This is a genomic window from Mesorhizobium vachelliae, assembly GCF_033977325.1.
In the GTDB taxonomy this organism is placed as follows: domain Bacteria; phylum Pseudomonadota; class Alphaproteobacteria; order Rhizobiales; family Rhizobiaceae; genus Mesorhizobium; species Mesorhizobium vachelliae.
The window spans coordinates 183231-208867 of record NZ_JAVIIR010000002.1 but is presented as its reverse complement, the minus strand read 5'-3'; the positions used below and the strand labels follow the sequence as shown (position 1 = coordinate 208867).

The following is a 25637-nucleotide window of genomic DNA, read 5'->3' as shown; positions in this document are numbered from 1 at the left end:
TCACATCCTGAACACGCCGAACTTCGTCTCTTCGACCTCGGCATTGAGCGCGGCCGAGAGGCTGAGCGCCAGTACCTCGCGGGTCTTGGCCGGATCGATGATGCCGTCGTCCCAGAGCCTGGCCGAGGAATAGAGCGGGTGACCTTCATGTTCGTATTTCATCAGGATCGGCTTCCTGAACTTTGCTTCCTCCTCGGCGCTCCATTCACCGCCCTTGCGCTCGATGCCTTCGCGCTTGACCATGGCAAGCACGGTCGCCGCCTGCTCGCCACCCATCACCGAGATGCGCGCGTTGGGCCACATCCACAGGAAGCGGGGCGAATAGGCACGGCCGCACATGCCGTAATTGCCGGCGCCGAACGAGCCGCCGATGATTACCGTGAGCTTCGGCACCTTCGCGGTGGCGACCGCCATCACCAGCTTGGCGCCGTCCTTGGCGATGCCGCCCGCCTCGTATTTGCGGCCGACCATGAAACCGGTGATGTTCTGCAAAAAGATCAGCGGAATGCCGCGTTGGCAGCAGAGCTCGATGAAATGCGCACCCTTCAGCGCGCTTTCCGAAAAGAGCACGCCGTTGTTGCCGATGATGCCGACCGGCATGCCATGCAGATGCGCGAAGCCGGTGATTAGGGTCGTGCCGTAATTCTGCTTGAACTCGTCGAACTCCGAACCGTCGACAAGACGCGCGATCACCTCGCGCACGTCATAGGGCTGGCGCAGGTCCGTCGGCACGACGCCATAGAGTTCCTGCGGATCGTAGAGCGGCTGAATCGGCTTCCGCAAATTCAGGCTCAGGGTCTTGTTCCGATTCAGATTCCGGATGATACGCTGGCAGATGGCCAGCGCATGCTCGTCGTCCATCGCATAATGGTCGGCGACACCGGAAAGCCTGGTGTGGACATCGGCGCCGCCGAGCTCCTCGGCGCTGACATCCTCGCCGGTGGCGGCCTTCACCAGCGGCGGGCCGCCGAGGAAGATGGTCGCCTGGTTGCGCACCATGATCGTCTCGTCCGACATCGCCGGCACATAGGCGCCGCCCGCTGTGCAGGAACCCATGACGCAAGCGATCTGCGGTATGCCTGCCGCCGACATGTTGGCCTGGTTGTAGAAGATGCGGCCGAAATGCTCTCGGTCCGGGAAGACCTCGTCCTGGTTCGGCAGGTTGGCGCCGCCACTGTCGACCAGATAGACGCAGGGCAGATTGTTCTGCAGCGCGATCTCCTGCGCGCGCAGATGCTTCTTGACCGTCAGCGGATAATAGGTGCCGCCCTTCACCGTGGCGTCGTTGACGACGACCATCACCTCCGTGCCCTCGACCTGGCCGACGCCGGTGATGATGCCGGCCGACGCAATGTCCTCGCCATACATCGACCAAGCCGCGAACTGGCCGACCTCGAGGAAGGGTGAGCCGGCGTCGAGCAGTTGCGCCAGCCGCTCGCGCGGCAAAAGCTTGCCGCGTGAGACGTGCCGTTCGCGGGCTTCATCGGAGCCGCCGCGCTCGACGCTTGCCGCTTTCTCGGCGATGTCGGCGACCAGCGCCCGCATGCGCTCGGCATTGGCGCGGAAGGTGTCGGAGGAGGGGGAGATTTGGGAGGTCAAGGCGGGCATTGACGAACCTCAAATGATATCATATTTTAGTATCACTTCGGGCTGTTGCCCTAACCCCAAAGGAACCGACCACAAAGGTATTCGATTGGGGAGAGCGAAAGCCATGAAAGCAGCGCACCGGCAGACGCTGAACAAGATATTTGCGAACCCGGTCAGCGCCTCGATCAAATGGCGCGATGTTGAAGCGTTGCTGATCGCGCTTGGAGCTGAGGTTTCGGAAGGTAGCGGCTCGCGGTTCCGGTTCACCATTGCCGACCAGACGCTGTTCCTGCACCGGCCCCATCCATCGCCCGACACCAAGCGGTGGTTGATCAGGGAACATCCGCGAATTTTGACAAACGTTGGGATAAGGCCATGAAGCTTTACAAGGGATATGCCGGATCGATCGAATTCGATGATGAGGACATGGTGTTCCACGGCCGCATCCTCGGTATCCGAGACATTGTCACTTTCGAAGCCGAAACCGCCGAGGAACTGGTGAAGTCGTTTCACGACAGCGTCGATGATTACCTCGCCTTTTGCAAGGAGCGTGGCGTCGATCCGCAGAAGCCTTATTCCGGCAAGCTCGCGCTTCGCACCACGCCTGAAATTCATGCCTTGCTGGGCAAGGCGGCGGCGAGCGACGGTAAATCGATCAATCAGTGGGTGTCGGACACGCTCGCCGAAGCTGCCCGCAAGCGGGTTGATGAAAGCTCGACGAAGGTGACGAGCCGGGCGCACTAAACCCCCTCCGCCATGATCTCGCGGCCGATCAGCCAGCGGCGGATCTCGCTGGTGCCGGCGCCGATCTCGTAGAGCTTGGCGTCGCGCAGCAGCCGGCCGGTCGGGTAGTCGTTGATGTAGCCGTTGCCGCCGAGCAGCTGGATGGCGTCGAGCGCCATCTGCGTCGCCTTTTCGGCGGCGAAGAGCACGCAGCCGGCGGCGTCCTTGCGCGTGGTCTCGCCGCGGTCGCAGGCGGCGGCCACCGCATAGACGTAAGCCCGGGCGGCGTTCATCGTCGAGTACATGTCTGCGAGCTTGCCCTGCACCAGCTGGAACGTGCCGATCGGCTGGCCGAACTGCTTGCGCTCATGCACGTAAGGCACAGCGACGTCGAGGCAGGCAGCCATCAGCCCGATCGGGCCACCGGAAAGCACCGCTCGCTCATAGTCGAGCCCCGACATCAACACCTCGACACCGCGCCCTTCCTCATGCAGCACGTTCTCGAACGGCACCTCGACATCCTCGAAGACGAGCTCGCCGGTGTTGGAGCCGCGCATGCCGAGCTTGTCGAGCTTCTGCGCGACCGAAAAGCCGGCCATCGTCTTCTCGACGATGAAAGCGGTGATGCCGCGCGAATGACGTTCCGGATCGGTCTTGGCATAGACCACCATCGTTCCGGCGTCCGGGCCGTTGGTGATCCACATTTTCGAGCCGTTGAGCACGTAGCGGTCGTTGCGCTTTTCGGCGCGCAACCTGAGCGATACCACGTCCGAGCCGGCGCCCGGTTCCGACATCGCCAGCGCGCCGACGGTTTCGCCCGAGCAAAGGGCAGGCAGGTACTTCTCCTTCTGTGCCGGCGTGGCCCAGCGATTGATCTGGTTGACGCAGAGATTCGAATGCGCGCCGTAGGAGAGGCCGACCGAGGCCGATGCGCGGGAGACTTCTTCCATTGCAACCACATGTGCGAGATAGCCCATGCCGCTGCCACCGAAGTCCGGATCGGCGGTGATGCCGAGCAAGCCGAGCGCGCCCATCTCGCCCCACAGATGCGCCGGGAACTCGTTGGAGCGATCGATCTCGGCCGCGATCGGCGCAATCCTGTCCTGGGCGAAGCGCCGCACCGTATCGCGCAGCGCCTCGATGTCGGGATCAAGTCCGAAGCTGAGCGTGTTGGTATACATGCCGTTCCTCCCTGCGCACGCCCCGGTCTTCGCGGGGATCATGGCTGTATCAGAGTGCCACGGCGTCTCCGGCGCGCCCGTACGGACGCGCGGTGCCATGGCTGATTGTCGCGCCGACCAGGCGCATTGTCATCGAAAGATATGATGCCGTGACTTCAGCGACCGACAGCCGCTCGCCTGGCCGGAACCAGACGATGACGCCGGTCATCATCTGGATCAGCGCCATCGCGGTGAGCCCGGTGTCGTCGATGCTGAACGCACCGGCCTCGGTGCCGTCGCGCAGGATCGTGCGCAGCTCCTTTTCGTAGGCCGTGCGCATCTTGAGGATCTGCGTCAGCCTTTCATGCGAAAGGCTGCGCAATTCCATGTTCGAGACATGGGTGGCGTGACGCCGCTCGATGTGGAAAGCGATGTGGTTCTCGACATAGGCGGCGAGCCGACTCACCGGATCGGCGGTGGCCGGCCGCGCCGTGCTCCAGGCATCGAGCAGGCCTTCCATATGCTCGCGCATCAGCGTGAACAGAAGGTCTTGCTTGGTCGGGAAATAGCGATAGAGCGCAGCCGCCTGCACGCCGACCTCCGCCGCCAGCTGCCGCATCGACATCGCCTCATAGCCCAGCCGCGCGATCAGGCTGACCGCCGCCTCGCGGACGGCCGCTTCGGTTTTTTCCCCATCGGAGCCAGTTGTGCGCGCCATGATCGCCTCCAGCGGCATTAATAAAACGAACGTTCAATTAATTCAAGATGGATCATACACTCGCTCCTCGCCTTGGCTTGCGGAGGTCAAATGAGATTAGACGATGATCCTGAAATCCGCAGGCGCCTCGTCGGCCGCTTCCTCGATCTCGACCTTCGAGACCAGCGCGCCCCGCGGCCCTTGCCACAGGCGTTCGATCATCGCCGTGACCGCGGCATCGGCGCCGGCAATCAGCGCGGTGACCGAGCCGTCACGCTCATTGCGCACCCAACCCGTAAGCCCGAGACGCATGGCTTCGCCGCGCGTCCAGACACGGTAGCTCACACCTTGCACCATACCGGAAATGCGCGCCCGAACGGCACGTTGTTGGCCCGGCATCACTCACACTCCATGCATCTTACCGGAATCTGGCACAGGACCAGTCAAAGGCAACAGGCTGGACGCCGTCAGATGCGGTGGAACTTAATTCCCCCGCGCCGCCGCCAGGGCGCCCGGCAGTTCCTCGGCGAAGATGTCCAGCTCATGGTCGAGGCCGACGCTCACCCGGACGCAGCGGTCGAGCCGTGGCGCCATCGGCTTGCGGATGAACACGTCGCGCGACAACAGGTTCTGCATCACCTTCAGCGCGAAGGCGCCGTCGCGGCCGCAGTCGATGGTGACGAAATTGGTCGCCGACGGCAATGGCTTCAGGCCATTCTGCCTGGCGATCTCCGAAATGCGCTCGCGGCCCGCCGCCACGCGCGCCACCACCGAGCGCAGGTAGTCCTGGTCGGCAAGCGCCTCGAGGCCGGCGATCTGCGCCATGCGGCTGACGCCGTAATGGTTGCGGATCTTCTCGAAGTCGCGGATCACCTCTGCCTCCGCCACGGCGTAGCCGCAGCGTATGCCGGCCAGGCCGTAGGCCTTGGAGAAGGTGCGCATGCGGATGACGTTCGGCCGCGAGACATCGATCGCCGGCAGCGCCGAGGCCGGTCCCAGCTCGCCATAGGCCTCGTCGAGCACCAGCATGGTGGTTTCCGGCAGCGCCTCGATGAAGCGCACGACATCCGGCGCCTCCCACCAGCTTCCCATCGGATTGTCGGGATTGGAGAGATAGACCAGCGGCGCCTTTTCGCTCGCGACCTTGGCGAGAAGACCGTCCAGGTCTTCCTTGTCATCGCAATAGGGGACCGTCACCAGCCGGCCGCCGACGCCCGCGATGTGGAAATTGAAGGTGGGGTAGGCGCCGAGCGAGGTGACTACGGCATCGCCGGGGCCGACATACATGCGCGCCACCAGGCCGAGCAGCCCGTCGATGCCTTCGCCCACGACCACATTTTCGACAGCCACGCCGTGATGCGCAGCGGCCGCCACTTTCAGTTCGTAGTTGTCGGGATCGCAATACATCCACTGATCGCGGGCGACGCTCTCCATGCGGGCGATGACACGCGGCGAAGGTCCGAAACTGCTTTCATTGGCGCCGATGCGGGCGCGAAACGGCCGGCCGCGCTCGCGCTCCTGCGCCTCCGGGCCGACGAAGGGCACCGTGGTGGGAAGCGCGCCGATGATCGGCGTGAGGGAAGGGCGCTGGCGCATGGCAAAAGCTCGCTTGTGAGAAAGCTCCTTGCTAGCTCGGGCAGAGCAGGGGTGCAAGGCTGGTGCAGCATGGCGGCGGCTCGGGCTGGATTCCCCGGGTTCTTTTTGCTAGCAGATGCCATGAGCACCCGTCTGCCGCCTGCCTGGTCCAAACATCTCAAATCCGGCCCTGCGCCAAAACCCAGATGGCCACAGGCAAGTCCGCCGCAACCGACTCTCCAGAAAGCGAGTTCGTTTGCCCGCGCGCAGGCCGATGACGCGTTGCTGAAGAAAGCCTACGAGCATCAGCAAGCCAAGCGGCTCGATGAAGCACAGGACCTGTGTTTGGAGGTGCTGGCTCGAACGCCAAATCATCCGCTGGCGCTCTACATCATGGGCACCGTTTGTCTGGGCTACGACGACGAAGCGGCCCTGCGCTATTTCGGACGCGCAGTCGGCGAGGAGCCCGGAAACCCCTACTACCATCTTAGTCTAGGTGAGGCCTACGGGAAGCTGAGTGAATTCTCAGCGGCCATAAAGCACATGCAATACGCATTGGAGGTGCAGCCCGATCTTGTGGAGGCCCTCTGTGCCTTGGGGCGCGTTTATACCGAGTTCGACAAGCCCGATCTGGCGTTGCCGCTGTATGACAAGGCGCTGAAGATTAACCGCGACCATCCCAAGGCGCGGATCGGAATAGCGGCTGCGCTCACTGGCCTTGGACGCATGGATGAGGCGGCTTCCTATCTCAAGGAGGCCATCGAACGCCGCATCGACGTGGCGGCCGCCTACTACGACCTTGTGCAAACCCGCAAATTCACTGAGGAGCCCGCCGAATTCCAGGCGATCCTTCGCGAGCTGAACAGTCCCGGGCTTAAGCCGGAGGCCAAAGCAAGTCTCAACTACGCCGCCGGTAAGGTGGAGAACGACCTCAAGCGTTATGCGGAGGCCTTCGACCACTTCAAGAAGGCGAAGCAAGCGCAAGGCTACCAATTCGACATCGACCAGTATCGTCGTTTCATAGACCTGACGATCGAGACCTTCACGCCGGAGCTGTTTGCCGCAAGGTCTGGCTATGGCAACCCTTCCGAAACACCTGCGTTCGTGGTGGGCATGCCGCGCTCGGGGACCACGCTTACCGAACAGATATGCGCCAGTCATCCCGAGGTTCACGGGGCGGGCGAGCTGAGCAAACTGAGGCGGGTGGCGAATGCGATCGGTCTGAAACCCTCAGCCTCCGATTTCAACAAGCCGATCACGACGATCACCGAGGACTTATCCAAGACGTTGGCCGAAGAGCACCTTTCCTATCTGCGGGAGCGTGCCCCGACCGCGCAGCGCATCATCGACAAGATGCCGCACAATTTCGAATTGATCGGCCTTCTCACCCTTTTCTTCCCCAAGGCGCGCATCATTCACTGCCGCCGCGATGCAATCGACAATTGCGTATCGTGTTACGTCCTGCCGTTCAGCTCGGCGCACAGCTACAATACGGACCTGCAGGCGCTTGGCCTCTACTATCGCGAATACGACCGCTTGATGCGTCACTGGAACGAGGTGTTCCCAGGCCGTATCTTGGAGAATCGCTACGAGACACTTGTCGAGGACCAGGAGGCACAGTCGCGCCGGCTCATCGATTATCTGGGGCTGCCGTGGGATGATGCCTGCTTGCGCTTCTTCGACAGGGAAGGGGCGGTCACCACGCCCAGCCGCTGGCAGGTTCGTCAGCCGATCTACAAATCCTCCGTGAAGCGCTGGAAGAATTACGAAACTGAGATCCAGCCTTTGATTGAGGCGTTGGGCGACCTCGCCGACACCTGATCTTCGGTTAGGCCGCGGTATTGGCATGGCTATTTTCATGAATTAAAGCGTGTCTCCCGAAAGTGGTAACCGGTTTCGGGGCAAAGACATGCGCAAAATCAAAAACCTAAAGCGCATGGAGCGAATCTGAAAGATCGCGATGCGCTTTAGCATGGATGCTGCCATCGCGTGAGGCCGGTTGCTGCAAACAGGTATCGGCTGCGCCCGACCTGAAGCGGTCCATCTTCCAAAATCGCTCTAACCGAGCGCCGCAGCTGTCTTGCGTCCGAATGGACGCGTGGTATGCGGTAAGTCTGTGATTCCCGACGGTTTCGGCCGGAGCTGCCCCAAAGCAATCAAACACGATCGCCAAGCGGTTTGCGGAAAAGGCGACTTAGCCGCAGGGCGTGCGGCAAGCTGGTATGAGGTGTCGGGTCCAATGAAAAACCCGGCGGTTGCCCGCCGGGTTCTCCTGTCTCCCCAGAAATATCTGGTCTTAGAAGTCGCGCTGGAAGCGGATGATACCACCCCAGCTGTTCTTCTTGTTAGCACCGGTCCAGTTGGAATTGTCCAGATCGCCGAACCTGCCATCGTGGAGGAAATCAACTTCCGGCGTGATCGTGAGACCGGGAACGACGGTATAGGCAACGTTAGCTGCAAGGCCGTAGTTCTTGAACTGGTCGCCCGAGACCTGGAGGTTGAACGAAGCCTTGTCGCTGAACTTGTAGGTGCCGCCGGCCCAGAAGGCCCAGTGGCCGCCCCACGGCTTGTAGAAGGAGCGTTCGAGCCCGACGTCGTGAAGCTTACCATTGCTGCCGTAGCCGAACATGCCGAACAGCGACAGTTCGTTGGTCACGTTCACATCCAAGCGAACCTTGCCGGCCACGTTTTCATAGTTGCTGTCGTAAGCAACGACACCGGAGATTGAACCCCAGCCCTGCGTCCACTTCAAGCCACCGACGACATGCGGAACATAGCTGTCGATCGTGCCGATAGCCCCGGCATAAGTGCCCGAACCCTGTTCCAGCGAGACCACCGCCGAGATGCCGTTGCCGGCGTCGAAGTTGTACTGGATCTCGTTGGTCTGGAAGCCGCCATAGGGAACCAGCGTATCCTGGATCACGTTGCCGGCATAGCCGACGAACGTGTCAAAGGCCGATTCGTCGAGACCGACGCGCAGGCCGCCGAGCTGGATCCAGGCGAAGTGGATGTCGAAGGCCTTGTTGCCGGCAGCGTTGACGCCATACGTCCCGGTACCATCGATGCCCGAGTCTGTGTTGTGGTTGCCGAAATTCATGCGCATTTCGGTATAGGTCTTCAACGTGCCGAGCTCGGTTTCCTGGCCGGTCCAGGTCTTCAGCGTGAAGCGGGTGTTCTTCAGCCAGGTGCCCTGGTCCTTGCCGCTCACGACATCGCTCGTGCGAGCGCCGTCGAACGAACCAATATCGCCGCCGGAGGCGTCATAGCGGATGTAGCCGCCGATGCGCAGGCAGGTCTCGGTGCCCGGGATATAGAAGTAGCCGGCGCCGTAGACGTCGCAGATCTTGACGTATTCGGCCGGTTCCGGCTCGGCGACGGTCACCGCGTCCGCGGCGCGAGCACCGGAAACTGCGACCAGAGCCGCAGCTGAGCCGAGAAGAAGGCTCTTGATGTTCATTTTCTGACCTCCAGTCAGAATCGAACGAGGAGGTCGAAGCGAAGGCAGTTCTCTGATCGGTTCTCCATTTTGTTTCAAGGAGATAAGCGTGGATCAGTCAGTAACGCTCTGTCTGCCAAAACCGTTTGTTGGCGAAGGCTTTGCCGGATCCGGTCTTGAAATATTGCTCGAGTTGCCGGGCGTTGGCCTCGGTTTCAACCGCGATGTAGGCCTTCAAGGCGACAGGCAAATAGGCCTTGGTCGAAGTCACCTGTCCTGATTGGTGCGATTCGAAACGACGTCGAAGATCGTTTGTCGATCCGACATAGACATCGCCATTATGGAGCCGCAGGAAATAGACGTACCACATGGTCCCCCTACGCTACTTCGTAGCTTCGGGCGACACTCCTACGCCCAAATGCGGTTCCGGGTGGCCTGCCACCCGAAGCCCGCAGGGCGTAGGGTGGCGGAGAGGATGGGATTCGAACCCACGAGAAGCTTTTGACCTCTACTCCCTTAGCAGGGGAGCGCCTTCGACCACTCGGCCACCTCTCCGTCGCGCCGCTGGATAAAGAAAAGCGCCGGCACAATCAACAAGCCGGCGCGATAATCGGCGAAAAATCGGCAAGCCTGCACACTCCTGTCATCGCAAATGGCGATTCTGCGGCAGCCGGCTGGCGGCCGACTCGCCGGCGCGCCGCAATTTGGTCGACCCATTGCCGGATTCGTTCGGATTCAAGGGCCTCAAGGACCTCGATGGTTAATGAGAGCTTTCTGAGTGAGGCCAAATCGTGTCATTTGTGCAACAACGCCCGGCGATAGCGCCCGGACAGCCCTTGCGGCGATACGATCGTGGTTGAACGGCGCCGGCTCATGGGTAATGTCAGCTTCGAAGGAGCGGCGCGGTGCGCATCTTTTTCGGTAGTGGGGATGGGGCAGGGAACGCTGTCCTTCAGCAAAAAATACCCAGACCCGTTTTTTAACTTTTGACTGGAGGTCAGAAAATGAACATCAAGAGCCTTCTTCTCGGCTCAGCTGCGGCCCTGATCGCAGTTTCCGGTGCTCGCGCCGCCGACGCGGTGACCGTCGCCGAGCCGGAACCGGCCGAATACGTCAAGATCTGCGACGTCTACGGCGCCGGCTACTTCTATATCCCGGGCACCGAGACCTGCCTGCGCATCGGCGGCTATGTTCGCTATGACGCTGGCTTCGGTGACATCGGCTCGTTCGATGGCGCTCGCGCAACCGATGTGCGTGACGGCAGCGACCAGGGCACTTGGAAGAAGAATGCCCGATTCACGCTGAAGACCTGGACCGGTCAAGAAACCGAGCTCGGCACGTTGAAGACCTACACCGAGACTCGCTTCAACTTTGGCAATAGCGCCACCAGCGGTCGTGCTACCTACAATCCTGCCACTGGATACTTCGACGCCGGCGCTGGTGCCCACAACAGCGGCGTCTCGCTGAACTTCGCCTGGGTTCAGCTTGGTGGCCTCCGCGTCGGTAAGGACGAATCGGCGTTCGATACCTTCATCGGCTACGCCGGCAACGTCATCCAGGATACGCTGGTTCCCTATGGCGGCTTCGACACAAACGTTGTGCAGTATTACTTCGATGCGGGTAACGGCTTCTCGGCTGTGGTCTCGCTTGAAGAGGGTTACGGCCCCTTCACGATCGACAGCTATGTTCCGCATGTCGTCGGCGGCGTGAAGTGGACGCAGGGCTGGGGCTCGATCGCTGGCGTCGTCGCCTACGACAGCAACTACGAAGAAGTCGCCGGCAAGGTTCGCCTGGACGTAAACGTCAACGACGCTTTCTCGCTCTGGGTCATGGGCGGCTATGGCAGCGACGACCACTACAACGACACATCCTTCGCTATCCCGGCGCACGGTCGTGGCATGTACAAGCTCTGGGGCGGCAACTGGGCTGTCTGGGGCGGCGGTACTTACAAGTTCAACGAGAAGACCTCGTTCAACCTCCAGGCCTCGTATGACGACTGGAAGGACATCGGTCTGGCTGCGAACATCGCTTACACTGTCGTTCCGGGCTTCACCGTCACGGCGGAAGTGGACTGGCAGCGCGTCGGTCAGGGCGCCATCGACAATGGCTCAGTGTGGGCTGGTGCCGAGAAGAAGAACAACTGGGGCGGCATCATCCGCTTCCAGCGCGACTTCTAAGGGCTGGAATCCTACAGGTAAAATCCGGCCCGGGCGCTTCCACGCCCGGGCCGTTTTGTTTTCGCGATTGCTGCAATTCAACGAAAGGATGGGGGTGAAACGGTAAGCTGATGATCCCGTAGGACGGTTTCGTGGGAATCCGCCTCTTGGCGGATGAAATCACAAATACGTGATCAAAACTCTTGAAAGGATGCTCCCGAGCGGTTAGGGCTGGTCCCTTAACCACAGGGGGTGTGGCTAGAAATGTCGAACGAAGCGGTTCAAGAGGCCGAGGTCTCCGGTCATTTTGCGTTCTTTTCTTCTCAGAATTCGAAGTTTAACTACACATACAACAAGATCAGAGAAGTAAAATCGTATAGGATCGGGGAGCTTTTTGTAGCTTATCGAGATATACTCTGGGATGATGGGCGGCATAAATACAATGTCAGCTCTTTCATCGGTGAAATAGACGAGATCCTACTCGGGGAACGTTTCAGCACCTTTGACCAGAACACCCTGGACAATCTTATCGGAACATTGCGCCAGCGCGGCAACAGCAACGCAACCATCAATCGCAAGATGGCTGCCCTCAGCAAATTGCTGCGTAAGGCGCATAAGATGGGAGATATCCACAGCCTGCCCGAGTTCCGCCGCCAGAAGGAGCGGGCGGGACGGATTCGTTTCCTCGAAAGGGACGAAGAAGCGAGGCTGTTCGCCGCGATCAGGAGCCGCAGCGAGGATGCCTACAGGCTTTCCGTTTTCCTGGTCGATAGCGGCTGCCGTCTCGGCGAGGCGCTCGGCCTGATCTGGAACGACATCCAGGAGCACCGGGTCTCCTTCTGGATCACCAAATCCGGCCGCAGCCGCACCATTCCCATGACCGAACGCGTCAAGGAAGTCATCAAGCTGCCGCCGAACACGGAAGGACGCCGGCCGAAAGGCCCGTTCGCCATGCTGACCCAGGCACAATACCGCGCGATCTGGAACGAAGCGAAGACGGAAGTCGGTCTCGGCGCCGATGAACAGGTGGTGCCGCATATCCTGCGTCACACTTGCGCTTCACGTCTCGTCCAGGGCGGTATCGACATCAGGCGCGTCCAGATGTGGCTGGGCCACCAGACATTGTCGATGACCATGCGTTACGCCCATCTGGCCACCAACGATCTCGATGGCTGCGTCGTCGTTCTCGAGAAGCCGCGCGGCGATGAAGCGTCGTCGCGATCGGCTGGGAGCTCCGTGTTCGCTTCGCCCCTCCCCACGCCGACCTCCGCTCCGTCGTCTCGCAAAGCGCGGGGGTCGGAACCGGTCAATGTGTCCCGCAAGCGCTCGAAGGGCGAATAGGCCGGTCGGATCGACCCCGCTGGCTGACGCAAATCTGTATTTCGATGGTAAGCCCGGGGCTGATGTAGTCTCGGGCTTTACTTCATTTCTACTCGATATTCGACCTGATCGAAAAATGCGGCGATCTTCTCCGGCAACTCGCCGGTTTCCAGGAAGGGCGCGTGGCCCTGGCCTTCGGCGGTGATCGATTCCATGCCGTGGTGCCGCTCCTGCATCTCTTTAAGCGTTGCCGTGGAAAACAGTTTCGAGTTTGCGCCGCGAACGGCAAGCAGCGGAATGGCGGCGAGCGCGTCGAACTGCGGCCACAGGTCCGGTAGCGGTTTGCCGAAGTCGATGCCGGCCAGCGTGTCGACCAGGGCCGGATCGAAATCCGGCACCCAGCCGGCCTCCGTCTCACGGCAGATTGCCCGGACCATTCGCGCCCAGTCGGCTTCGGTGAGTGCCGGGAAATCGGCGCCATGCACGCGCCGCTGGGCATCCACCGCTTCGGCGAATGTCTTCGGTTTCGGCGCACGGTCGAGATAGGAGCGGATATGGGCGAGGCCCTCCGCCTCGATCGCCGGGCCGATATCGTTCAGCACGATGGCTTTCAGCACGCCCGGCTTCAATGCCCCGAGCGCATGGATGATCAGCCCGCCGCGCGAGGTGCCGATGAAGGCGGCTTGCTCGATGCCGAGCGCAGACAGCCCGGCAAGCACGTCTCCGGCTTCGACCCCGACATTATAGTGGCCGATATCGGGATCGTGGTCCGATTGCCCGCGGCCACGGTAGTCGAAGGCGATGATTTTCCGCGGCCTTTCCCCCTTGCTCGAAAGGTGGAGCGCCAGCTCATGGAAGTCGCGGGCATTGCGGGTGAGGCCGGACAGGCAGACGACCGGCCAGCCTTCGGCATTCGCTTCGCCATAAATCCGGGCATGGAGTTTCAGGCCGTCAGGTGAGGCGTAGAAAAAGTCGGAAAAGCCTACGCCGCTCGCCATCGCAATGCCGCTCCTCGTTGGGGTGATCGACAGCTACAGGCGAGGGCAGGGATCGTCAAATGGGGGAGCGGCGCATGGAAGTATCTCACGCCGGCGGGACAGCGCCCCCCTCTGTCCTGCCGGACATCTCCCCCACGAGGGGGGAGATTGGCAGTTCGCACGCCTCGCCTATTCTGCGGCGCTGGAGATTGGCGAAAGCCGGCGCGACAGCTGATCTCCCCCCAAGTGGGGGAGATGTCCGGCAGGACAGAGGGGGGCGCGAAGGAACTCGACCTCGAACGCCTTGAGGACGCTACCTCAACCCCGTCCGTTCACGAGATCTCCGACGATGTCGTATTTCCCCGAAATACGCATCTTGTAGACCTCGTAATTCTCCATCACGCGTTGCACGTAGCTTCTCGTTTCCGTGTAGGGAATCCGCTCGATCCAATCGACGACGGCGTCCACGTCCTTGCCGCGCGGGTCGCCATACTTCGCCACCCACTGGGCGGCGCGGTTGGGGCCGGCATTGTAGCCGGCGAAGGTCAGCACATAGGAGCCGCCGAAGCGGTCGAGCTGCTCACCGAGAAAGGCCGAGCCCAGCGTCGCGTTGTAACCGGCATCCGTCGTCAGCCGCGCCTGCGAGAAACTCATGCCGGCCTTCTTCGCCAGCTGCTTGGCGGTGCCCGGCATCAACTGCAGCAGGCCGCGCGCTCCGGCGCTGGAGACGGCGCCGACATTGAACTCGCTCTCCTGGCGGGCGATGGCATAGGCGAGCGCCTTGCCGGACCCCGAAATATTGGCCGAATCGGGAATGACACCCAGCGGATGCGACAGCGCGCCGACATCGATGCCGCGCTGGGCGGCGATCTTGCCGACCTTCAGCGCCATGAAATGGTTGCCCTGCTTTTCGGCCAGCACCGCCAGCAGCGCCAGTTCGCCAGGACTGGTCAGCTGCCCGGCAAGGTCGCGGTAGAGCGTTTCGGCGTAGCGGTCATAACCCGCCTCCTGAAGCCGCTTGATCGCGCTGACTGCTTCTCGGTTGTCAAAGCTCTGGCGGTCGGCGGCGCTCGGTTTCGGATAGACGATGTTGAGGGTCCTGAGCCCCACGCGCTCGCCCGCGAGCTGGCCGTAGAAGGTCGTGCCGTAGCTGGCCGCGCGCGTGAAATAATCCTTGGCACTGCCCGGACCGCCGACTTCCGCCGCGCGGCCGAGCCAGTAATAGGCGCGCGACAGCGACACCGGTCCCTGGGCGAATTCGGTAATGCGCTTGAAGTGGCTCGCCGCGGTCGCCGGGTCGTTGAGGCCGCGCAGCGCGTACCAGCCGGCGTGGAATTCGGCCTCGGCGGCATTGGCCGGGCTTTCGGCTGCATGCAAGGAGACGATCTTGTAGGCGGTCTTCATGTCGCCCTGGTCGACCAGCTCGCGCGACAGCACGCGGCGCTCGACCCACCAGGCATCGGGGTCGACCAGCGAATCGCGGTCGGTCGGTGCCTTCATCACGACGGAAGCGGCATCGGCGAATTTCTGCTGCTTGCGCAGATATTCCGCCTCGGCGAAGAAATAGCCTGCCGAGCGCTGCGCCGCGGGCACCGCCTTCAACAGCTTGGCGGCGTTCTTGTCGCCCTTGTCGGCGGCCGCCCAGGCATCCGCCAGGGGCTGCGCGCCGGCGAGGCCGGCGACCCGCAGCGCCGAGGACGGCCGGTCGGCATAGAACATGCGCTCCATGCGGTAGCGATGGTCGGCCGCAGGGATCAGCGTGCCGAACTCCTTGATGATGGCATTCTCATCCTTGGCTTCCAGCTTTTCGCTGCGCCAGAGCGGCACCAGCGCCGCGCGCGCGGCCGCCTGGTTGCCCAGCGCCATCTGCGAGCGGGCAAGCATGATGACGCCCTCGGGTGTCAGCGGCTGGCTGCGGCCGAAAGCCTGAACCACCACTTGCGGCGGCGGGTTCTCGCGATAGAGCGCACGCTCGCTGTTTTTTCGCAGCGCGATCGTGCCGGGCCACCCGGGAAGCATCTTGGCGGCATCGGCAATCTCGCCGCTCGGCACCTTGTCGCCGCCATAAAGCGCGATCGCCCAGGCCAGGATGTGCCGGTCGAGCGAAGTGGCGGGCAGCGTGTCGCGCGCATTGCGCGCGCCGGCAATGTTGTTGGCGGCAAGCGCGTCGAGCCCGCTCTTCAATTGCGCAATGTCGGTAGACGGAGCGGCGGGGCTGGGCGCCTGCGGTGCATCGGGAGCCGGGATCGAGGCCGTCATGCGCGCGTCGACGCTGCCGCCGATCGCCATGCCTGGCGTCAGCGCGACGATCGCGCCCAAAAGCGCGAAGAGATGAGGCCGCCTCGTCGGCATTTTACGATCCTAGCACATTGTCAGCAGGCGCGGGCACTTGAGAACCCTGTGCGGAGCCTAAACTTAGGTCGTGAAGGGCTCGTAAACAAAAGGTTATCGAGGCCGTTCGAATTGCGCTTGCTGGCACCATGGTGATGCTTGCCGCTGAACAATGTCGAGACTATGGTGCGCGGCTTCGCTTTCGGTTAGAAGGCGCGCAAATAACATGCCCACGCATGTCGCCCAAAAGTGGGAACCGGTTTTGCGGTACGACATGCATAAACGAACAAAGTTCCAAGGAGTTTGGACGATATGCTGAGAGGCTCGCTCACCGCGCTCGTGACACCGTTCGAAAAGAGCGGGCGCTTCGACGAGAAAGCCTTTCGCGCTTTCGTCGAATGGCAGATTGCCGAGGGCACCAAGGGCCTCGTTCCCGTCGGCACCACCGGCGAGTCGCCGACGCTCTCGCATGAGGAGCACCGCCATGTCGTGAAGGTCGCCATCGAGGTGGCCAAGGGCAGGGTGCCGGTCGTGGCCGGCGCAGGCTCCAACAACACCGAGGAAGCGGTCGGCCTGGTGAAGTATGCCGAACAGGCCGGCGCCGACGCCGCCCTTGTCGTCACGCCTTATTACAACAAGCCCACGCAGCGCGGCCTTTATGAGCATTTCGCCGCCGTTGCCCGCGCGACCAGGCTGCCGATCATCATCTACAACATCCCGCCGCGCTCGGTGATCGACATGACGCCGGAGACCATGGGCAAGCTGCGCCACGACTTCAAGAACATCGTCGGCGTCAAGGATGCCACGGGCAAGGTCGAGCGTGTCTCCGAGCAGCGCATGACCTGCGGCAAGGACTTCATCCAGCTCTCCGGCGAGGATGCTTCCGCGCTTGGCTTCAACGCCCATGGCGGCGTTGGCTGCATCTCGGTGACGTCCAATGTCGCGCCGCGGCTCTGCGCTGAATTCCAGGAAGCCACGCTCTCCGGCGACAGCGCCAGGGCGCTCGATCTGCAGGATCGTCTCCTGCCGCTGCACAAGGCGATCTTCATCGAGCCCGGCGTATCCGGCGCCAAATACGCGCTGTCGAAGCTGGGCAAGGTCGAGAACGTGGTGCGTTCGCCGCTGGTGACGGTCGATGCTTCGACCGCCGAGAAGCTCGACGCGGCGCTGAAGCACGCCGGCTTGATAAACTAGGGATCAGGCGCCACCTCTCCGCATTATGAATCAAGTCAAGAAAGCCGACCCCAACAACAGGACGGTCGCCGAAAACCGCAAGGCGCGCTTCTCCTACGAGGTGCTCGACACGATCGAGACCGGCCTGGTGCTGACCGGCACCGAGGTCAAGTCGCTGCGCCAGGGCCAGGCCAACATCCAGGAAAGCTACGCCTCGGCCGAGGGCGGCGAGATCTGGCTTATCAATTCCTATCTGCCGGAATATCTGCAGGCCAACCGCTTCAACCATGAGCCGCGCCGGCGCCGCAAATTGCTGGTCTCCAAGCGCGAGATGGCGAAACTCTCGCAAAGCGTCGAGCGCGAGGGCATGACGCTGGTGCCGCTGAAAATCTACTTCAACGATCGCGGCCGCGCCAAGCTGCTGCTCGCGATTGCCCGCGGCAAGAAACTGCACGACAAGCGCGAGACCGAAAAGCAACGCGACTGGTCGCGCGAGAAGGGCCGGCTGCTGAAGGAGCGCGGCTAAAGCGCGTCGCGATCTTCCAGATTCGCTCCCTGCGGTTGGGCTCGGTGCCCTTCGCCGTAGCCTTCCGTCCAGAATTGCGCCAGAAACAAAGTTCGGACAGGGGGATGGTCTTGGGCAAGCGGATTGTTTTCTGGGGCCTTGCGGGCGTGGTTGTCGCCTGCGCTGTCGCGGCGGGCGCCTATTTCTGGTTCCGTGGCTTTTCGCCGGATCGCGAGGAATTCCCCATCCGGGGCATCGACGTTTCCCACCATCAGGGAAGGATCGACTGGCAACGCGTCGCGGCCGACGATGTAGCCTTCGCCATCATCAAGGCGACCGAGGGGGGCACCCATGTCGATACTCAATTCACCACTAACCTGCGCGAAGCCCGCGCGGCTGGCCTGGCGGTCGGCGCCTATCACTTCTTCACCTTCTGCAGGCCAGGCGCCGACCAGGCGAGGAACTTCATGTCGGTGGTGCCGCACGACGCGCCGCTCTTGCCGCCGGTGGTCGACATCGAATTCGGCGGCAACTGCCCGCAGCGCCCGTCTCCGGAACAATTGAACGTCGAGCTCGCCGCTTTCCTCGGCCCGGTCGAGGCGGCGTTCGGCAAGCAGGCGATCTTCTATCTGACCGACGAGGCGGCCGGCGCCTATTCCGGCAGCATCATGACCCGTCAGCGCTGGCTGCGTTCGCTGGCGCTGAGGCCGCGCGAGAACGATTGGATCTACTGGCAATATCACAATATGGGCCGCGTCGACGGCATCGAAGGCGATGTCGATCTGAACGTTCTGAAGGGCAGCCGCGAGACGCTGGCCGCGTTGTTCGCACCTGAATCTAGTTCTTCAGGAACGCCGCAATCTCGTTGAACACGTTGACGAACATCTCCTCCGTCAGCACGCCCGTGTTGGTGTTGTAGCGCGAGCAGTGATAGCTGGAAAACAGCGCGACGCCGCCGGCTTCCTGCCGCCCGCCATGACGGAACGGCAAAGCCGCGACGCGCCCGCCCAGCGCCCGCACCGTCGACTGATGCGCGATCGAACCCAGCGTCAGTATGGCGCGCAGATTGGGGAAGCGAGCGATGGTGGGCTTCAAAAAAGTCCGGCAGGTGGCGATCTCGGCGCCCACCGGCTTGTTCTCCGGCGGCACGCAGCGCACCGCATTGGTGATGGCCGTGCCGACAAGCTCGAGCCCGTCGTCCGGCCGCGCCTTGAATTCGCCGCGTGCCAGGCCGTTCGCGATCATCGTGCCATAGAGCAGGTCCCCGGCATAATCGCCGGTGAAGGGGCGGCCCGTGCGATTGGCGCCACGCAGGCCGGGCGCCAGCCCGACGATCAGGAGTTTAACCGAGTTCTCGCCTTCCGGCGGCAGGAAGGTCGGCACCGGCGCGTTGAACCAGCCCGGCTCGCGCTCGCGCCATGCAGCGATGAAATCATGCAGCCGCGGGCAAAGCGGGCAGTCACGGCCGGGTTCGGGGGAGGGCGCCGCGCTCAAGGCCGCCGCCCGTCAATAATCGTCCTCGTCGGCTTCTGCGGGTTCCGGCCGGCGCACCGGCCGTTCGGACGGATCGCGGCCGACTTCGCTCTTCAGCGTCATCAGGTCGATGAAATGGTCGGCCTGGCGGCGCAGATCGTCGGAGATCATCGGCGGCTGGGAAGCCATGGTCGAAATGATCGACACCTTGCGGCCGCGCCGCTGCAGCGCCTCGACCAACGTGCGGAAGTCGCCGTCGCCGGAGAAGATGACATAGTGGTCGACGACATCGGCAAGCTCCAGCGCGTCGACCGTGAGCTCGATATCCATGTTGCCCTTGATCTTGCGCCGTCCGGTCGAGTCGGTGAACTCCTTGGCGGGCTTGGTCACCACCTTGAAGCCATTGTAGTCCAGCCAGTCGATCAGTGGTCGGATCGAGGAATATTCCTGATCCTCGACCAGCGCGGTGTAGTAGTAGGCCCTGAGCAGGTAGCCACGCTTCTGGAAGCTCGCGAGAAGCTTGCGGTAGTCGATGTCGAAGCCCAGCGCCCGCGATGTGGCGTAGAGATTGGCGCCGTCGATGAAAAGAGCGATCTTTTCACGGGGATCGAACATTGAAAAATATCCCTTTCGAAAATTTCTGTCGTCTAAAAGGACGTGACGGGCAGGCCCGATAATGGTCCCCTTTGCCGTCTCTTTCGAGATAACGCCAGATTTATGGATATCCAAGGGCATGGCCCGCATTGCAAGCAATTGTGATCGCGACTATGTAAGCGCCATCATGGCGCGCTCCGATGATGAGCCAGGCAAGGGGCTGCAAAGTTGGCGCCGGCGCCATAAAGCTTGTATTTCGCCCGCGCCCGCGTTATGGAGCGCGCCAGCTTTCCATCAAATCCATCGCATGAAAGGGGCAGTCCATGGCCCGCGTAACCGTTGAAGATTGCATCGACAAGGTCGACAACCGTTTTGAGCTCGTGCTGCTCGCCGGCCATCGCGCCCGCCAGATCAGCCAGGGCGCGCAGATCACCGTTCCGCGCGACAATGACAAGAATCCGGTCATCGCGCTGCGCGAGATCGCCGACGAGACGCTGTCGCCCGACGACCTCAAGGAGGATCTGATCCACTCGCTGCAGAAGCATGTCGAGGTCGACGAGCCGGAGGCCGAGGGCGAGGCGATCACCGACCAGACCGGCGCGACCGCTGTCGCAGCCGACACCGACGACGCTGAGGAGAACATCGCTTTCGACCGCATGAGCGAGGAAGACCTGCTCGCCGGCATCGAAGGTCTGGTGCCGCCGGAAAAGAGCGACGACTACTAAGAGCTTTTGATGGCTCTGCTCAGCCGGTTGTTGAGCGGATTCTGAAAAAGCTTCCGAGTTTGCCTGGATCAAGCATCCGGTACTTCCGTCTCGTAAGTTTCGTGGCTATCTATGGGATGCGTCGCACGTCGGTGCGGCGCATCAATCATTTCAGCACCGCGAGATCCCGCCCATGATGCGTCAGTATGAGCTTGTCGAGCGCGTGCAGCGCTACAAGCCTGACGTCAATGAGGCGCTGCTCAACAAGGCTTACGTCTATGCCATGCAGAAGCATGGCCACCAGAAGCGCGCCTCGGGCGATCCCTATTTCTCGCATCCCCTCGAAGTCGCCGCCATCCTCACCGACATGCACATGGACGAGGCGACCATCGCCGTAGCCCTGCTGCACGATACGATCGAGGACACGACGGCGACCCGCGCCGAGATCGACGAGCTCTTCGGCCCCGAGATGGGCAAGCTGGTGGAAGGCCTCACCAAGCTGAAGAAGCTCGACCTGGTCTCCAAGAAGGCCGAGCAGGCGGAGAACCTGCGCAAGCTGCTGCTCGCGATCTCCGAGGATATTCGCGTTCTTCTGGTCAAGCTCGCCGACCGCCTCCACAACATGCGCACGCTCGACCATATGCCGGAGTCCAAGCGGCTGCGCATCGCCGAGGAGACGATGGACATCTATGCGCCACTGGCCGGGCGCATGGGCATGCAGGGCATGCGCGAGGAGCTGGAGGAAATCGCCTTCCGCTACATCAATCCGGAGGCTTATCGCGCCGTTACCGCAAGGCTTGCCGAGATTTTCGAGCGCAACAAGGGCGTCCTGCAGGAGATCGAGACGGCGCTGTCGGGCCTGTTCGAGAAACACGCCATCAAGGCGAGCGTGAAGAGCCGGCAGAAGAAGCCGTGGTCGGTGTTCCGCAAGATGGAGGCCAAGGCGCTTTCCTTCGAGCAGCTCTCCGACATCTTCGGCTTCCGCGTCGTCGTCGATACGGTCGACGACTGCTACCGCGCGCTTGGCGCCATCCACACCACCTGGTCGATGGTGCCTGGCCGCTTCAAGGACTACATCTCGACGCCGAAGCAGAACGACTACCGTTCCATCCACACCACCATCGTCGGCCCGTCGCGCCAGCGCGTCGAATTGCAGATCCGCACCAAGGAGATGAACAAGATCGCCGAATATGGCGTCGCCGCGCATTCCATCTACAAGGACAGCGGCGGCAAGATGAACGGCGCCGGCCATGCAATCTCCAGGGAAACCAACGCCTATGCCTGGCTGCGGCGCACCATCGAGCAACTGGCCGAAGGCGACAATCCGGAGGATTTCCTCGAGAACACTAAGCTGGAGCTGTTCCAGGATCAGGTGTTCTGCTTCACGCCCAAGGGCATGCTGATCGCGCTGCCGCGCGGCGCCACCCCGATCGACTTCGCCTATGCGGTCCATACCGATGTCGGCGACACCTGCGTCGGCGCCAAGGTCAATGGCCGCATCATGCCGCTGATGACGGAACTGAAGAATGGCGACGAGGTCGAGATCATCCGCTCCAAGGCGCAGGTGCCGCCCGCCGCTTGGGAATCGGTCGTGGTCACCGGCAAGGCGCGCGCTGCCATCCGCCGCGCCACCAAGAACGCCATCCGTAAACAATATTCCGGCCTCGGCGCCCGGATTTTGGAGCGCGCCTTCGAGCGTGCCGGCAAGACCTTCACCAAGGAGAGCCTGAAACCGGTGCTGCACCGGCTGGCGCGCAAGGACATCGAGGATGTGCTGGCCTCGGTCGGCCGCGGCGAGCTGAGCTCCACCGATGTCATGAAGGCTGTCTTCCCCGACTATAAGGACGAGCGAGTCACTGTCGCTCCGCCCAAGCAGCGCGAGGAAGGCTGGTCGAAGATACGCAATGCTGCCGGCATGCTGTTCCAGATGCCCGGCACGCGCGCCGCGCGCAAGGGCAAGGACCAGCCGCGCGACGGCGCGGTGCCGATCCGCGGCGTGCGCGGCGACCTGCCGGTGCGCTTCGCGCCGGAAGGCGCGGTGCCCGGCGACCGCATCGTCGGCATCATCCAGCCGGGAACCGGCATCACCATCTATCCGATCCAGTCGCCGGCGCTGCAGGCCTTCGACGACCAGCCCGAGCGCTGGATCGACGTGCGCTGGGACATCGACGAACGCACCAAGGAACGTTTCCCGGCGCGCATCTCGGTCACCGCCATCAATGCGCCCGGTTCGTTGGCCGACATAGCCCAGGTCGTCGCGTCCAACGACGCCAACATCCACACGCTGTCGATGATACGCACGGCGCCCGATTTCACCGAGATGCTGATCGACCTCGAAGTCTGGGATTTGAAGCATCTCAACCGGCTGCTGTCGCAACTCAAGGACAATTCGAGCGTCAGCGATGCGCGGCGCGTCAACGGCTAAATGAAGATAGAACGGGGGACGAAATGAACACCGACGAAGTGCTGGGCATTTTCCGCGAGGCCGGCGCCGTTCTCGAAGGCCATTTCATCCTGACGTCCGGCCTGCGCAGCCCGGTCTTCCTGCAGAAGGCGCGCGTCTTCATGCATGCCGACAAGACCGAGCGCCTGTGCAAGGCGCTGGCCGGGAAGATTCGCAAGGCGGTGCCCGGAAAGATCGACTATGTCGTCGGCCCGGCCATCGGCGGCCTGATCCCGGCCTATGAAACCTCGCGCCATCTCGGTGTCCCGGCGATCTGGGTCGAGCGGGAAGGGGGCGAGTTCAGGCTGCGCCGGTTCGAGATCGCCGAGGGCGCGCGCGTCGTCATCGTCGAGGACATCGTCACAACGGGCCTGTCGATCCGCGAGACCATCGATTGCCTGCGCGAGCTTGGCGCCGAGGTGGTGGCGGCAGCCTGCATCATCGACCGCTCGGCCGGCAAGACCGATGTCGGCGTGCCGCTGATCGCGCTTGCCGAATATGAAGTGCCTGCCTATCCCGCCGACCGCCTGCCGCCGGAACTTGCCGCCATTCCAGCCGTTAAGCCGGGAAGCCGCAACATCTGACTTCCCAATGTATGAAAACAAGCACTTGAGCGCGTCGCTTGAATCTCTCTGGCAGCGACCTGCCCCGGGGTCGCGATGATCGCCGGTATCGACCATCTCGTGCTGACGGTTCGCTCGGTCGAAGCGACCTGCGAATTCTACGAGCGCGTGCTTGGCATGCGGCGGCTGGATGAACGAAACCGGCCGACCGCGCTTCTGTTCGGCTCGCAGAAGATCAACCTGCACGAGATCGACCGCACTTTCGAGCCGAAGGCAAAGACGCCGACGCCGGGTTCCGGCGATTTCTGCCTCGTCGCGGCGGTACCGCTTGCCGAGATCCAGGCCAGCCTCGAAGCCAACGGTGTGGCGGTCGAAGTCGGCCCGGTCTCACGCACGGGCGCGCGCGGCGCGATGATGTCGGTCTATTTCCGCGATCCCGACGATAATCTGGTCGAAGTCAGCGAGTACCGGCTCGACTGAGATCGAGCCGCATGGCGCAGCGCTGGTCCAAAGTCATGCCGTGCTCGGCTTCATCACCGAGCAGGCTGGCCAGCCGCCCGTCGATCTCGGCGTCTTCCAGGATACGAAATCCGAACTTGCGGTAGAAGGGCGCGTTCCAGGGTACGGCGCGAAACGTGGTCAGCGTCACCGCGGCCACGCCGCGCCGCCTGGCGTCCGCGACCGCCCGTTCAAGCAGGGCGCGACCGATGCCTTGGCCCTGCCGGTCGAGGCGCACGTCCAACTCCCAGATATGCAGTGCATCGTCCTCGATCCCGGCGCTCAGAAAGCCGACCGGCCGGTCCTTCTCGTCTGCGGCAACCCAGCATGCGCCCGCGGTGATCAGCGCGCGGTGTCGTTCGACGCTGACATTGTCGCCATCAGCGAGCCATGCCAGTTCCGCGATGGCGCGGAACGCTAACCCAGCGGACTGTTCGATCTGCGGCAGTGCCTCGGCGTCCTCGACCCGCGCCGGTCGAATGGTGATCATTTGGCTCTGCATCCCGGTTGGTTTCCTCAGTTTCGCCAGAATGACGCTCTTTTACAGCCTGCGGCAGACCATCGCGGCGGCGTTTCGTTGTTGCGCGGCCTGGTCGTCGCTATATCAAAGACTTGTTGCCTTTCTGCGCCATCGAAGCGCAAGATATCTGTGGCGCGACCCGGTGGTGGCAGGGGCAGCGCATGTTGGACCGGGAACTGGAACAGAGTGCTTTTTCGACGCCGAGAGCCTGATGGCCTCCTGGAGCGGGTGCGTACTTATCTATGGCCGCGCCGCTCGTTCTCGCGTTCCGTGCAGTATTTCTCAAAACGCATCCTGCGGCTGAAGGCGACGCCGCATTCGGTCGCCGCTGGCGTCGCCGCGGGTGTTTTTGCATCCTTCTTTCCGCTTGGCGTCCATTTCGTGGTTGCCGCAGTGCTTTGCTGGGTGATCGCCGGCAATCTGGTCGCGGCGGCGCTCGGCGCGGTATTTTTCGGCAATCCGCTGACCGCCCCGCTGCTATGGGGCGCCTCCTGGGAAACCGGCAAACTGATACTGCGTCAGCATCTGCCGAGGCACGGGCCGCCCGAGCATCTCGGCGAGATGATGCACAAGCTCTCCTTCGACAAGCTCTGGGCGCCTGTTCTGGAACCGATGCTGATCGGCGCGGTGCTGCTCGGCCTGGTCTTCGGGCTGGTGTTCTACGGCATCACGCGCTGGGGCATGACCGTGTTTCGCGAGCAGCGCCGGAAGCGCATGGCCGAGCGAGCCGAGAAGAAGGCGCGGCAGGGCGGACGGGAAGTGCCGGCGGAATGATCATCGGCATCGGCAGCGACCTGATCGACATCAGACGCATCGAGAAGTCGCTGGAACGGCATGGCCAGCGTTTTATCCAGCGCATCTACACCGAGGTCGAGCAGGCCAAATCGGACAATCGCGCCGCCCGCGCGGCTTCCTATGCCAAGCGCTTCGCCGCCAAGGAGGCCTGCGCCAAGGCGTTGGGCACCGGCATGGCCGAGGGTGTGTTCTGGCGCGACATGGGCGTGGTCAACCTGCCGAGCGGCGCGCCGACCATGGCGCTGACCGGCGGCGCCGCGACCAGGCTGGACAAAATCCTGCCGAAAGGCCACCGCGCACTCATCCATCTAACCATCACCGACGATTTCCCCCTTGCTCAAGCCTTTGTGATCATCGAGGCAGTGCCCGCCGAACAAGCGCCACATTGATTCCATCTGACCACGAGC

26 protein-coding genes and 1 tRNA gene are annotated in these 25637 nt (G+C 62.5%); 14 read left to right on the top strand and 13 right to left on the bottom strand.

What is annotated here, in order from left to right:
- Complete coding sequence (locus tag RFM41_RS04655) at positions 1-1608, bottom strand: carboxyl transferase domain-containing protein (protein ID WP_320246621.1); 1608 nt, start codon at positions 1606-1608, stop codon at positions 1-3.
- A gap of 103 nt (positions 1609-1711) precedes the next feature.
- Here RFM41_RS04655 and RFM41_RS04650 point away from each other — a divergent pair, with 103 nt between their 5' ends.
- Together RFM41_RS04650 and RFM41_RS04645 are read left to right on the top strand one after the other, a co-directional pair.
- Entirely contained in the window at positions 1712-1966 is a 255-nt protein-coding gene (locus tag RFM41_RS04650; RefSeq protein ID WP_320246623.1) for a type II toxin-antitoxin system HicA family toxin, read from the top strand.
- Positions 1963-2331, top strand: a complete 369-nt coding sequence (locus RFM41_RS04645) for a type II toxin-antitoxin system HicB family antitoxin (protein WP_140807565.1) — start codon at positions 1963-1965, stop codon at positions 2329-2331. The genes RFM41_RS04650 and RFM41_RS04645 overlap by 4 nt, the downstream gene beginning before the upstream one ends.
- On the opposite strand, the gene RFM41_RS04640 is transcribed toward RFM41_RS04645, so the two are convergent.
- The 4 genes from RFM41_RS04640 to RFM41_RS04625 all read right to left on the bottom strand — a co-directional run bounded on the left by RFM41_RS04640 (position 2328) and on the right by RFM41_RS04625 (position 5763).
- Entirely contained in the window at positions 2328-3491 is a 1164-nt protein-coding gene (locus RFM41_RS04640; protein ID WP_320246626.1) for an isovaleryl-CoA dehydrogenase, read from the bottom strand. The genes RFM41_RS04645 and RFM41_RS04640 overlap by 4 nt on opposite strands.
- Before the next feature lie 49 nt (positions 3492-3540).
- Positions 3541-4188: a TetR/AcrR family transcriptional regulator gene (locus RFM41_RS04635; RefSeq protein ID WP_320246627.1), complete on the bottom strand. Its 648-nt coding sequence runs from the start codon at positions 4186-4188 to the stop codon at positions 3541-3543.
- A 96-nt stretch (positions 4189-4284) separates the two neighbouring features.
- Positions 4285-4566 carry an acylphosphatase gene (locus RFM41_RS04630; RefSeq protein ID WP_320246628.1) on the bottom strand — a complete coding sequence of 94 codons (282 nt, stop codon included), beginning with the start codon at positions 4564-4566 and terminating at the stop codon, positions 4285-4287.
- An 84-nt stretch (positions 4567-4650) separates the two neighbouring features.
- Positions 4651-5763, bottom strand: coding sequence for a pyridoxal phosphate-dependent aminotransferase (locus RFM41_RS04625; protein WP_320246629.1), 1113 nt, complete (start codon positions 5761-5763; stop codon positions 4651-4653).
- Positions 5764-5883: 120 nt separating this feature from the next.
- Between RFM41_RS04625 and RFM41_RS04620 the strand changes: the two genes are divergently transcribed.
- On the top strand, positions 5884-7563 hold the full coding sequence (locus RFM41_RS04620; RefSeq protein ID WP_320246630.1) for a tetratricopeptide repeat-containing sulfotransferase family protein: 1680 nt from the start codon (positions 5884-5886) through the stop codon (positions 7561-7563).
- A gap of 475 nt (positions 7564-8038) precedes the next feature.
- Here RFM41_RS04620 and RFM41_RS04615 read toward each other — a convergent pair whose 3' ends face one another.
- The 3 genes from RFM41_RS04615 to RFM41_RS04605 form a co-directional block, all read right to left on the bottom strand.
- Positions 8039-9199: a porin gene (locus tag RFM41_RS04615; RefSeq protein ID WP_320246631.1), complete on the bottom strand. Its 1161-nt coding sequence runs from the start codon at positions 9197-9199 to the stop codon at positions 8039-8041.
- A 97-nt stretch (positions 9200-9296) separates the two neighbouring features.
- A complete protein-coding gene (locus RFM41_RS04610; RefSeq protein WP_041008868.1) occupies positions 9297-9548 on the bottom strand; it encodes a GIY-YIG nuclease family protein in 252 nt (83 codons plus the stop codon).
- Positions 9549-9642: 94 nt separating this feature from the next.
- Positions 9643-9733: transfer RNA gene (locus tag RFM41_RS04605), tRNA-Ser, on the bottom strand.
- Between the two features lie 449 nt (positions 9734-10182).
- On the opposite strand from RFM41_RS04605, the gene RFM41_RS04600 reads away from it, so the two are divergent.
- Both RFM41_RS04600 and RFM41_RS04595 read left to right on the top strand, forming a co-directional pair.
- Positions 10183-11355 (top strand): porin, encoded by a 1173-nt coding sequence (locus RFM41_RS04600; RefSeq protein WP_320246632.1) that lies wholly within the window; start codon positions 10183-10185, stop codon positions 11353-11355.
- A gap of 243 nt (positions 11356-11598) precedes the next feature.
- A complete protein-coding gene (locus RFM41_RS04595) occupies positions 11599-12675 on the top strand; it encodes a tyrosine-type recombinase/integrase (protein ID WP_320246633.1) in 1077 nt (358 codons plus the stop codon).
- A 77-nt stretch (positions 12676-12752) separates the two neighbouring features.
- Here RFM41_RS04595 and RFM41_RS04590 read toward each other — a convergent pair whose 3' ends face one another.
- Positions 12753-13652: an alpha/beta fold hydrolase gene (locus RFM41_RS04590; protein ID WP_320246634.1), complete on the bottom strand. Its 900-nt coding sequence runs from the start codon at positions 13650-13652 to the stop codon at positions 12753-12755.
- A gap of 297 nt (positions 13653-13949) precedes the next feature.
- Positions 13950-15983, bottom strand: a complete 2034-nt coding sequence (locus RFM41_RS04585) for a lytic transglycosylase domain-containing protein (RefSeq protein WP_320246635.1) — start codon at positions 15981-15983, stop codon at positions 13950-13952.
- Positions 15984-16274: 291 nt separating this feature from the next.
- Here RFM41_RS04585 and dapA point away from each other — a divergent pair, with 291 nt between their 5' ends.
- From dapA to RFM41_RS04570, 3 genes are all read left to right on the top strand, one after another.
- The gene (gene dapA / locus RFM41_RS04580; protein ID WP_320246637.1) at positions 16275-17156 is read left to right on the top strand and encodes a 4-hydroxy-tetrahydrodipicolinate synthase; all 882 of its coding nucleotides are present in this window, start codon (positions 16275-16277) and stop codon (positions 17154-17156) included.
- A gap of 25 nt (positions 17157-17181) precedes the next feature.
- Positions 17182-17661: an SsrA-binding protein SmpB gene (gene smpB, locus RFM41_RS04575; RefSeq protein WP_041002108.1), complete on the top strand. Its 480-nt coding sequence runs from the start codon at positions 17182-17184 to the stop codon at positions 17659-17661.
- A 104-nt stretch (positions 17662-17765) separates the two neighbouring features.
- On the top strand, positions 17766-18509 hold the full coding sequence (locus RFM41_RS04570; RefSeq protein WP_430691503.1) for a glycoside hydrolase family 25 protein: 744 nt from the start codon (positions 17766-17768) through the stop codon (positions 18507-18509).
- On the opposite strand, the gene RFM41_RS04565 is transcribed toward RFM41_RS04570, so the two are convergent.
- Both RFM41_RS04565 and RFM41_RS04560 read right to left on the bottom strand, forming a co-directional pair.
- A complete protein-coding gene (locus RFM41_RS04565) occupies positions 18478-19134 on the bottom strand; it encodes a uracil-DNA glycosylase (RefSeq protein ID WP_320246650.1) in 657 nt (218 codons plus the stop codon). The genes RFM41_RS04570 and RFM41_RS04565 overlap by 32 nt on opposite strands.
- A 12-nt stretch (positions 19135-19146) precedes the next feature.
- Positions 19147-19728, bottom strand: coding sequence for a LabA-like NYN domain-containing protein (locus RFM41_RS04560; protein WP_320246652.1), 582 nt, complete (start codon positions 19726-19728; stop codon positions 19147-19149).
- A gap of 302 nt (positions 19729-20030) precedes the next feature.
- Here RFM41_RS04560 and rpoZ point away from each other — a divergent pair, with 302 nt between their 5' ends.
- The 4 genes from rpoZ to RFM41_RS04540 all read left to right on the top strand — a co-directional run bounded on the left by rpoZ (position 20031) and on the right by RFM41_RS04540 (position 23897).
- The gene (gene rpoZ, locus RFM41_RS04555) at positions 20031-20432 is read left to right on the top strand and encodes a DNA-directed RNA polymerase subunit omega (protein ID WP_040984249.1); all 402 of its coding nucleotides are present in this window, start codon (positions 20031-20033) and stop codon (positions 20430-20432) included.
- Positions 20433-20604: 172 nt separating this feature from the next.
- Positions 20605-22836 (top strand): RelA/SpoT family protein, encoded by a 2232-nt coding sequence (locus tag RFM41_RS04550; RefSeq protein WP_320246655.1) that lies wholly within the window; start codon positions 20605-20607, stop codon positions 22834-22836.
- A gap of 23 nt (positions 22837-22859) precedes the next feature.
- A complete protein-coding gene (pyrE, locus tag RFM41_RS04545; RefSeq protein WP_320246657.1) occupies positions 22860-23438 on the top strand; it encodes an orotate phosphoribosyltransferase in 579 nt (192 codons plus the stop codon).
- Between the two features lie 75 nt (positions 23439-23513).
- Positions 23514-23897 carry a VOC family protein gene (locus tag RFM41_RS04540; RefSeq protein WP_320246658.1) on the top strand — a complete coding sequence of 128 codons (384 nt, stop codon included), beginning with the start codon at positions 23514-23516 and terminating at the stop codon, positions 23895-23897.
- On the opposite strand, the gene RFM41_RS04535 is transcribed toward RFM41_RS04540, so the two are convergent.
- Positions 23875-24405 (bottom strand): GNAT family N-acetyltransferase, encoded by a 531-nt coding sequence (locus tag RFM41_RS04535; RefSeq protein WP_320246659.1) that lies wholly within the window; start codon positions 24403-24405, stop codon positions 23875-23877. The two genes, RFM41_RS04540 and RFM41_RS04535, sit on opposite strands and share 23 nt — an antisense overlap.
- Positions 24406-24621: 216 nt before the next feature.
- On the opposite strand from RFM41_RS04535, the gene RFM41_RS04530 reads away from it, so the two are divergent.
- Positions 24622-25209 (top strand): DUF2062 domain-containing protein, encoded by a 588-nt coding sequence (locus RFM41_RS04530; protein ID WP_320246661.1) that lies wholly within the window; start codon positions 24622-24624, stop codon positions 25207-25209.
- Positions 25206-25619: a holo-ACP synthase gene (gene acpS / locus RFM41_RS04525; RefSeq protein ID WP_320246663.1), complete on the top strand. Its 414-nt coding sequence runs from the start codon at positions 25206-25208 to the stop codon at positions 25617-25619. The genes RFM41_RS04530 and acpS overlap by 4 nt, the downstream gene beginning before the upstream one ends.
- Positions 25620-25637 lie beyond the last annotated feature (18 nt).

Coding starts and splice junctions, on each gene's coding strand:
- RFM41_RS04655 (WP_320246621.1), bottom strand. CDS start 1,608: ATGCCCGCCTTGACCTCCCAAATCTCCCCCTCCTCCGACACCTTCCGC.
- RFM41_RS04650 (WP_320246623.1), top strand. CDS start 1,712: ATGAAAGCAGCGCACCGGCAGACGCTGAACAAGATATTTGCGAACCCG.
- RFM41_RS04645 (WP_140807565.1), top strand. CDS start 1,963: ATGAAGCTTTACAAGGGATATGCCGGATCGATCGAATTCGATGATGAG.
- RFM41_RS04640 (WP_320246626.1), bottom strand. CDS start 3,491: ATGTATACCAACACGCTCAGCTTCGGACTTGATCCCGACATCGAGGCG.
- RFM41_RS04635 (WP_320246627.1), bottom strand. CDS start 4,188: ATGGCGCGCACAACTGGCTCCGATGGGGAAAAAACCGAAGCGGCCGTC.
- RFM41_RS04630 (WP_320246628.1), bottom strand. CDS start 4,566: ATGCCGGGCCAACAACGTGCCGTTCGGGCGCGCATTTCCGGTATGGTG.
- RFM41_RS04625 (WP_320246629.1), bottom strand. CDS start 5,763: ATGCGCCAGCGCCCTTCCCTCACGCCGATCATCGGCGCGCTTCCCACC.
- RFM41_RS04620 (WP_320246630.1), top strand. CDS start 5,884: ATGAGCACCCGTCTGCCGCCTGCCTGGTCCAAACATCTCAAATCCGGC.
- RFM41_RS04615 (WP_320246631.1), bottom strand. CDS start 9,199: ATGAACATCAAGAGCCTTCTTCTCGGCTCAGCTGCGGCTCTGGTCGCA.
- RFM41_RS04610 (WP_041008868.1), bottom strand. CDS start 9,548: ATGTGGTACGTCTATTTCCTGCGGCTCCATAATGGCGATGTCTATGTC.
- RFM41_RS04600 (WP_320246632.1), top strand. CDS start 10,183: ATGAACATCAAGAGCCTTCTTCTCGGCTCAGCTGCGGCCCTGATCGCA.
- RFM41_RS04595 (WP_320246633.1), top strand. CDS start 11,599: ATGTCGAACGAAGCGGTTCAAGAGGCCGAGGTCTCCGGTCATTTTGCG.
- RFM41_RS04590 (WP_320246634.1), bottom strand. CDS start 13,652: ATGGCGAGCGGCGTAGGCTTTTCCGACTTTTTCTACGCCTCACCTGAC.
- RFM41_RS04585 (WP_320246635.1), bottom strand. CDS start 15,983: ATGCCGACGAGGCGGCCTCATCTCTTCGCGCTTTTGGGCGCGATCGTC.
- dapA (WP_320246637.1), top strand. CDS start 16,275: ATGCTGAGAGGCTCGCTCACCGCGCTCGTGACACCGTTCGAAAAGAGC.
- smpB (WP_041002108.1), top strand. CDS start 17,182: ATGAATCAAGTCAAGAAAGCCGACCCCAACAACAGGACGGTCGCCGAA.
- RFM41_RS04570 (WP_430691503.1), top strand. CDS start 17,766: ATGGTCTTGGGCAAGCGGATTGTTTTCTGGGGCCTTGCGGGCGTGGTT.
- RFM41_RS04560 (WP_320246652.1), bottom strand. CDS start 19,728: ATGTTCGATCCCCGTGAAAAGATCGCTCTTTTCATCGACGGCGCCAAT.
- rpoZ (WP_040984249.1), top strand. CDS start 20,031: ATGGCCCGCGTAACCGTTGAAGATTGCATCGACAAGGTCGACAACCGT.
- RFM41_RS04550 (WP_320246655.1), top strand. CDS start 20,605: ATGATGCGTCAGTATGAGCTTGTCGAGCGCGTGCAGCGCTACAAGCCT.
- pyrE (WP_320246657.1), top strand. CDS start 22,860: ATGAACACCGACGAAGTGCTGGGCATTTTCCGCGAGGCCGGCGCCGTT.
- RFM41_RS04540 (WP_320246658.1), top strand. CDS start 23,514: ATGATCGCCGGTATCGACCATCTCGTGCTGACGGTTCGCTCGGTCGAA.
- RFM41_RS04535 (WP_320246659.1), bottom strand. CDS start 24,405: ATGATCACCATTCGACCGGCGCGGGTCGAGGACGCCGAGGCACTGCCG.
- acpS (WP_320246663.1), top strand. CDS start 25,206: ATGATCATCGGCATCGGCAGCGACCTGATCGACATCAGACGCATCGAG.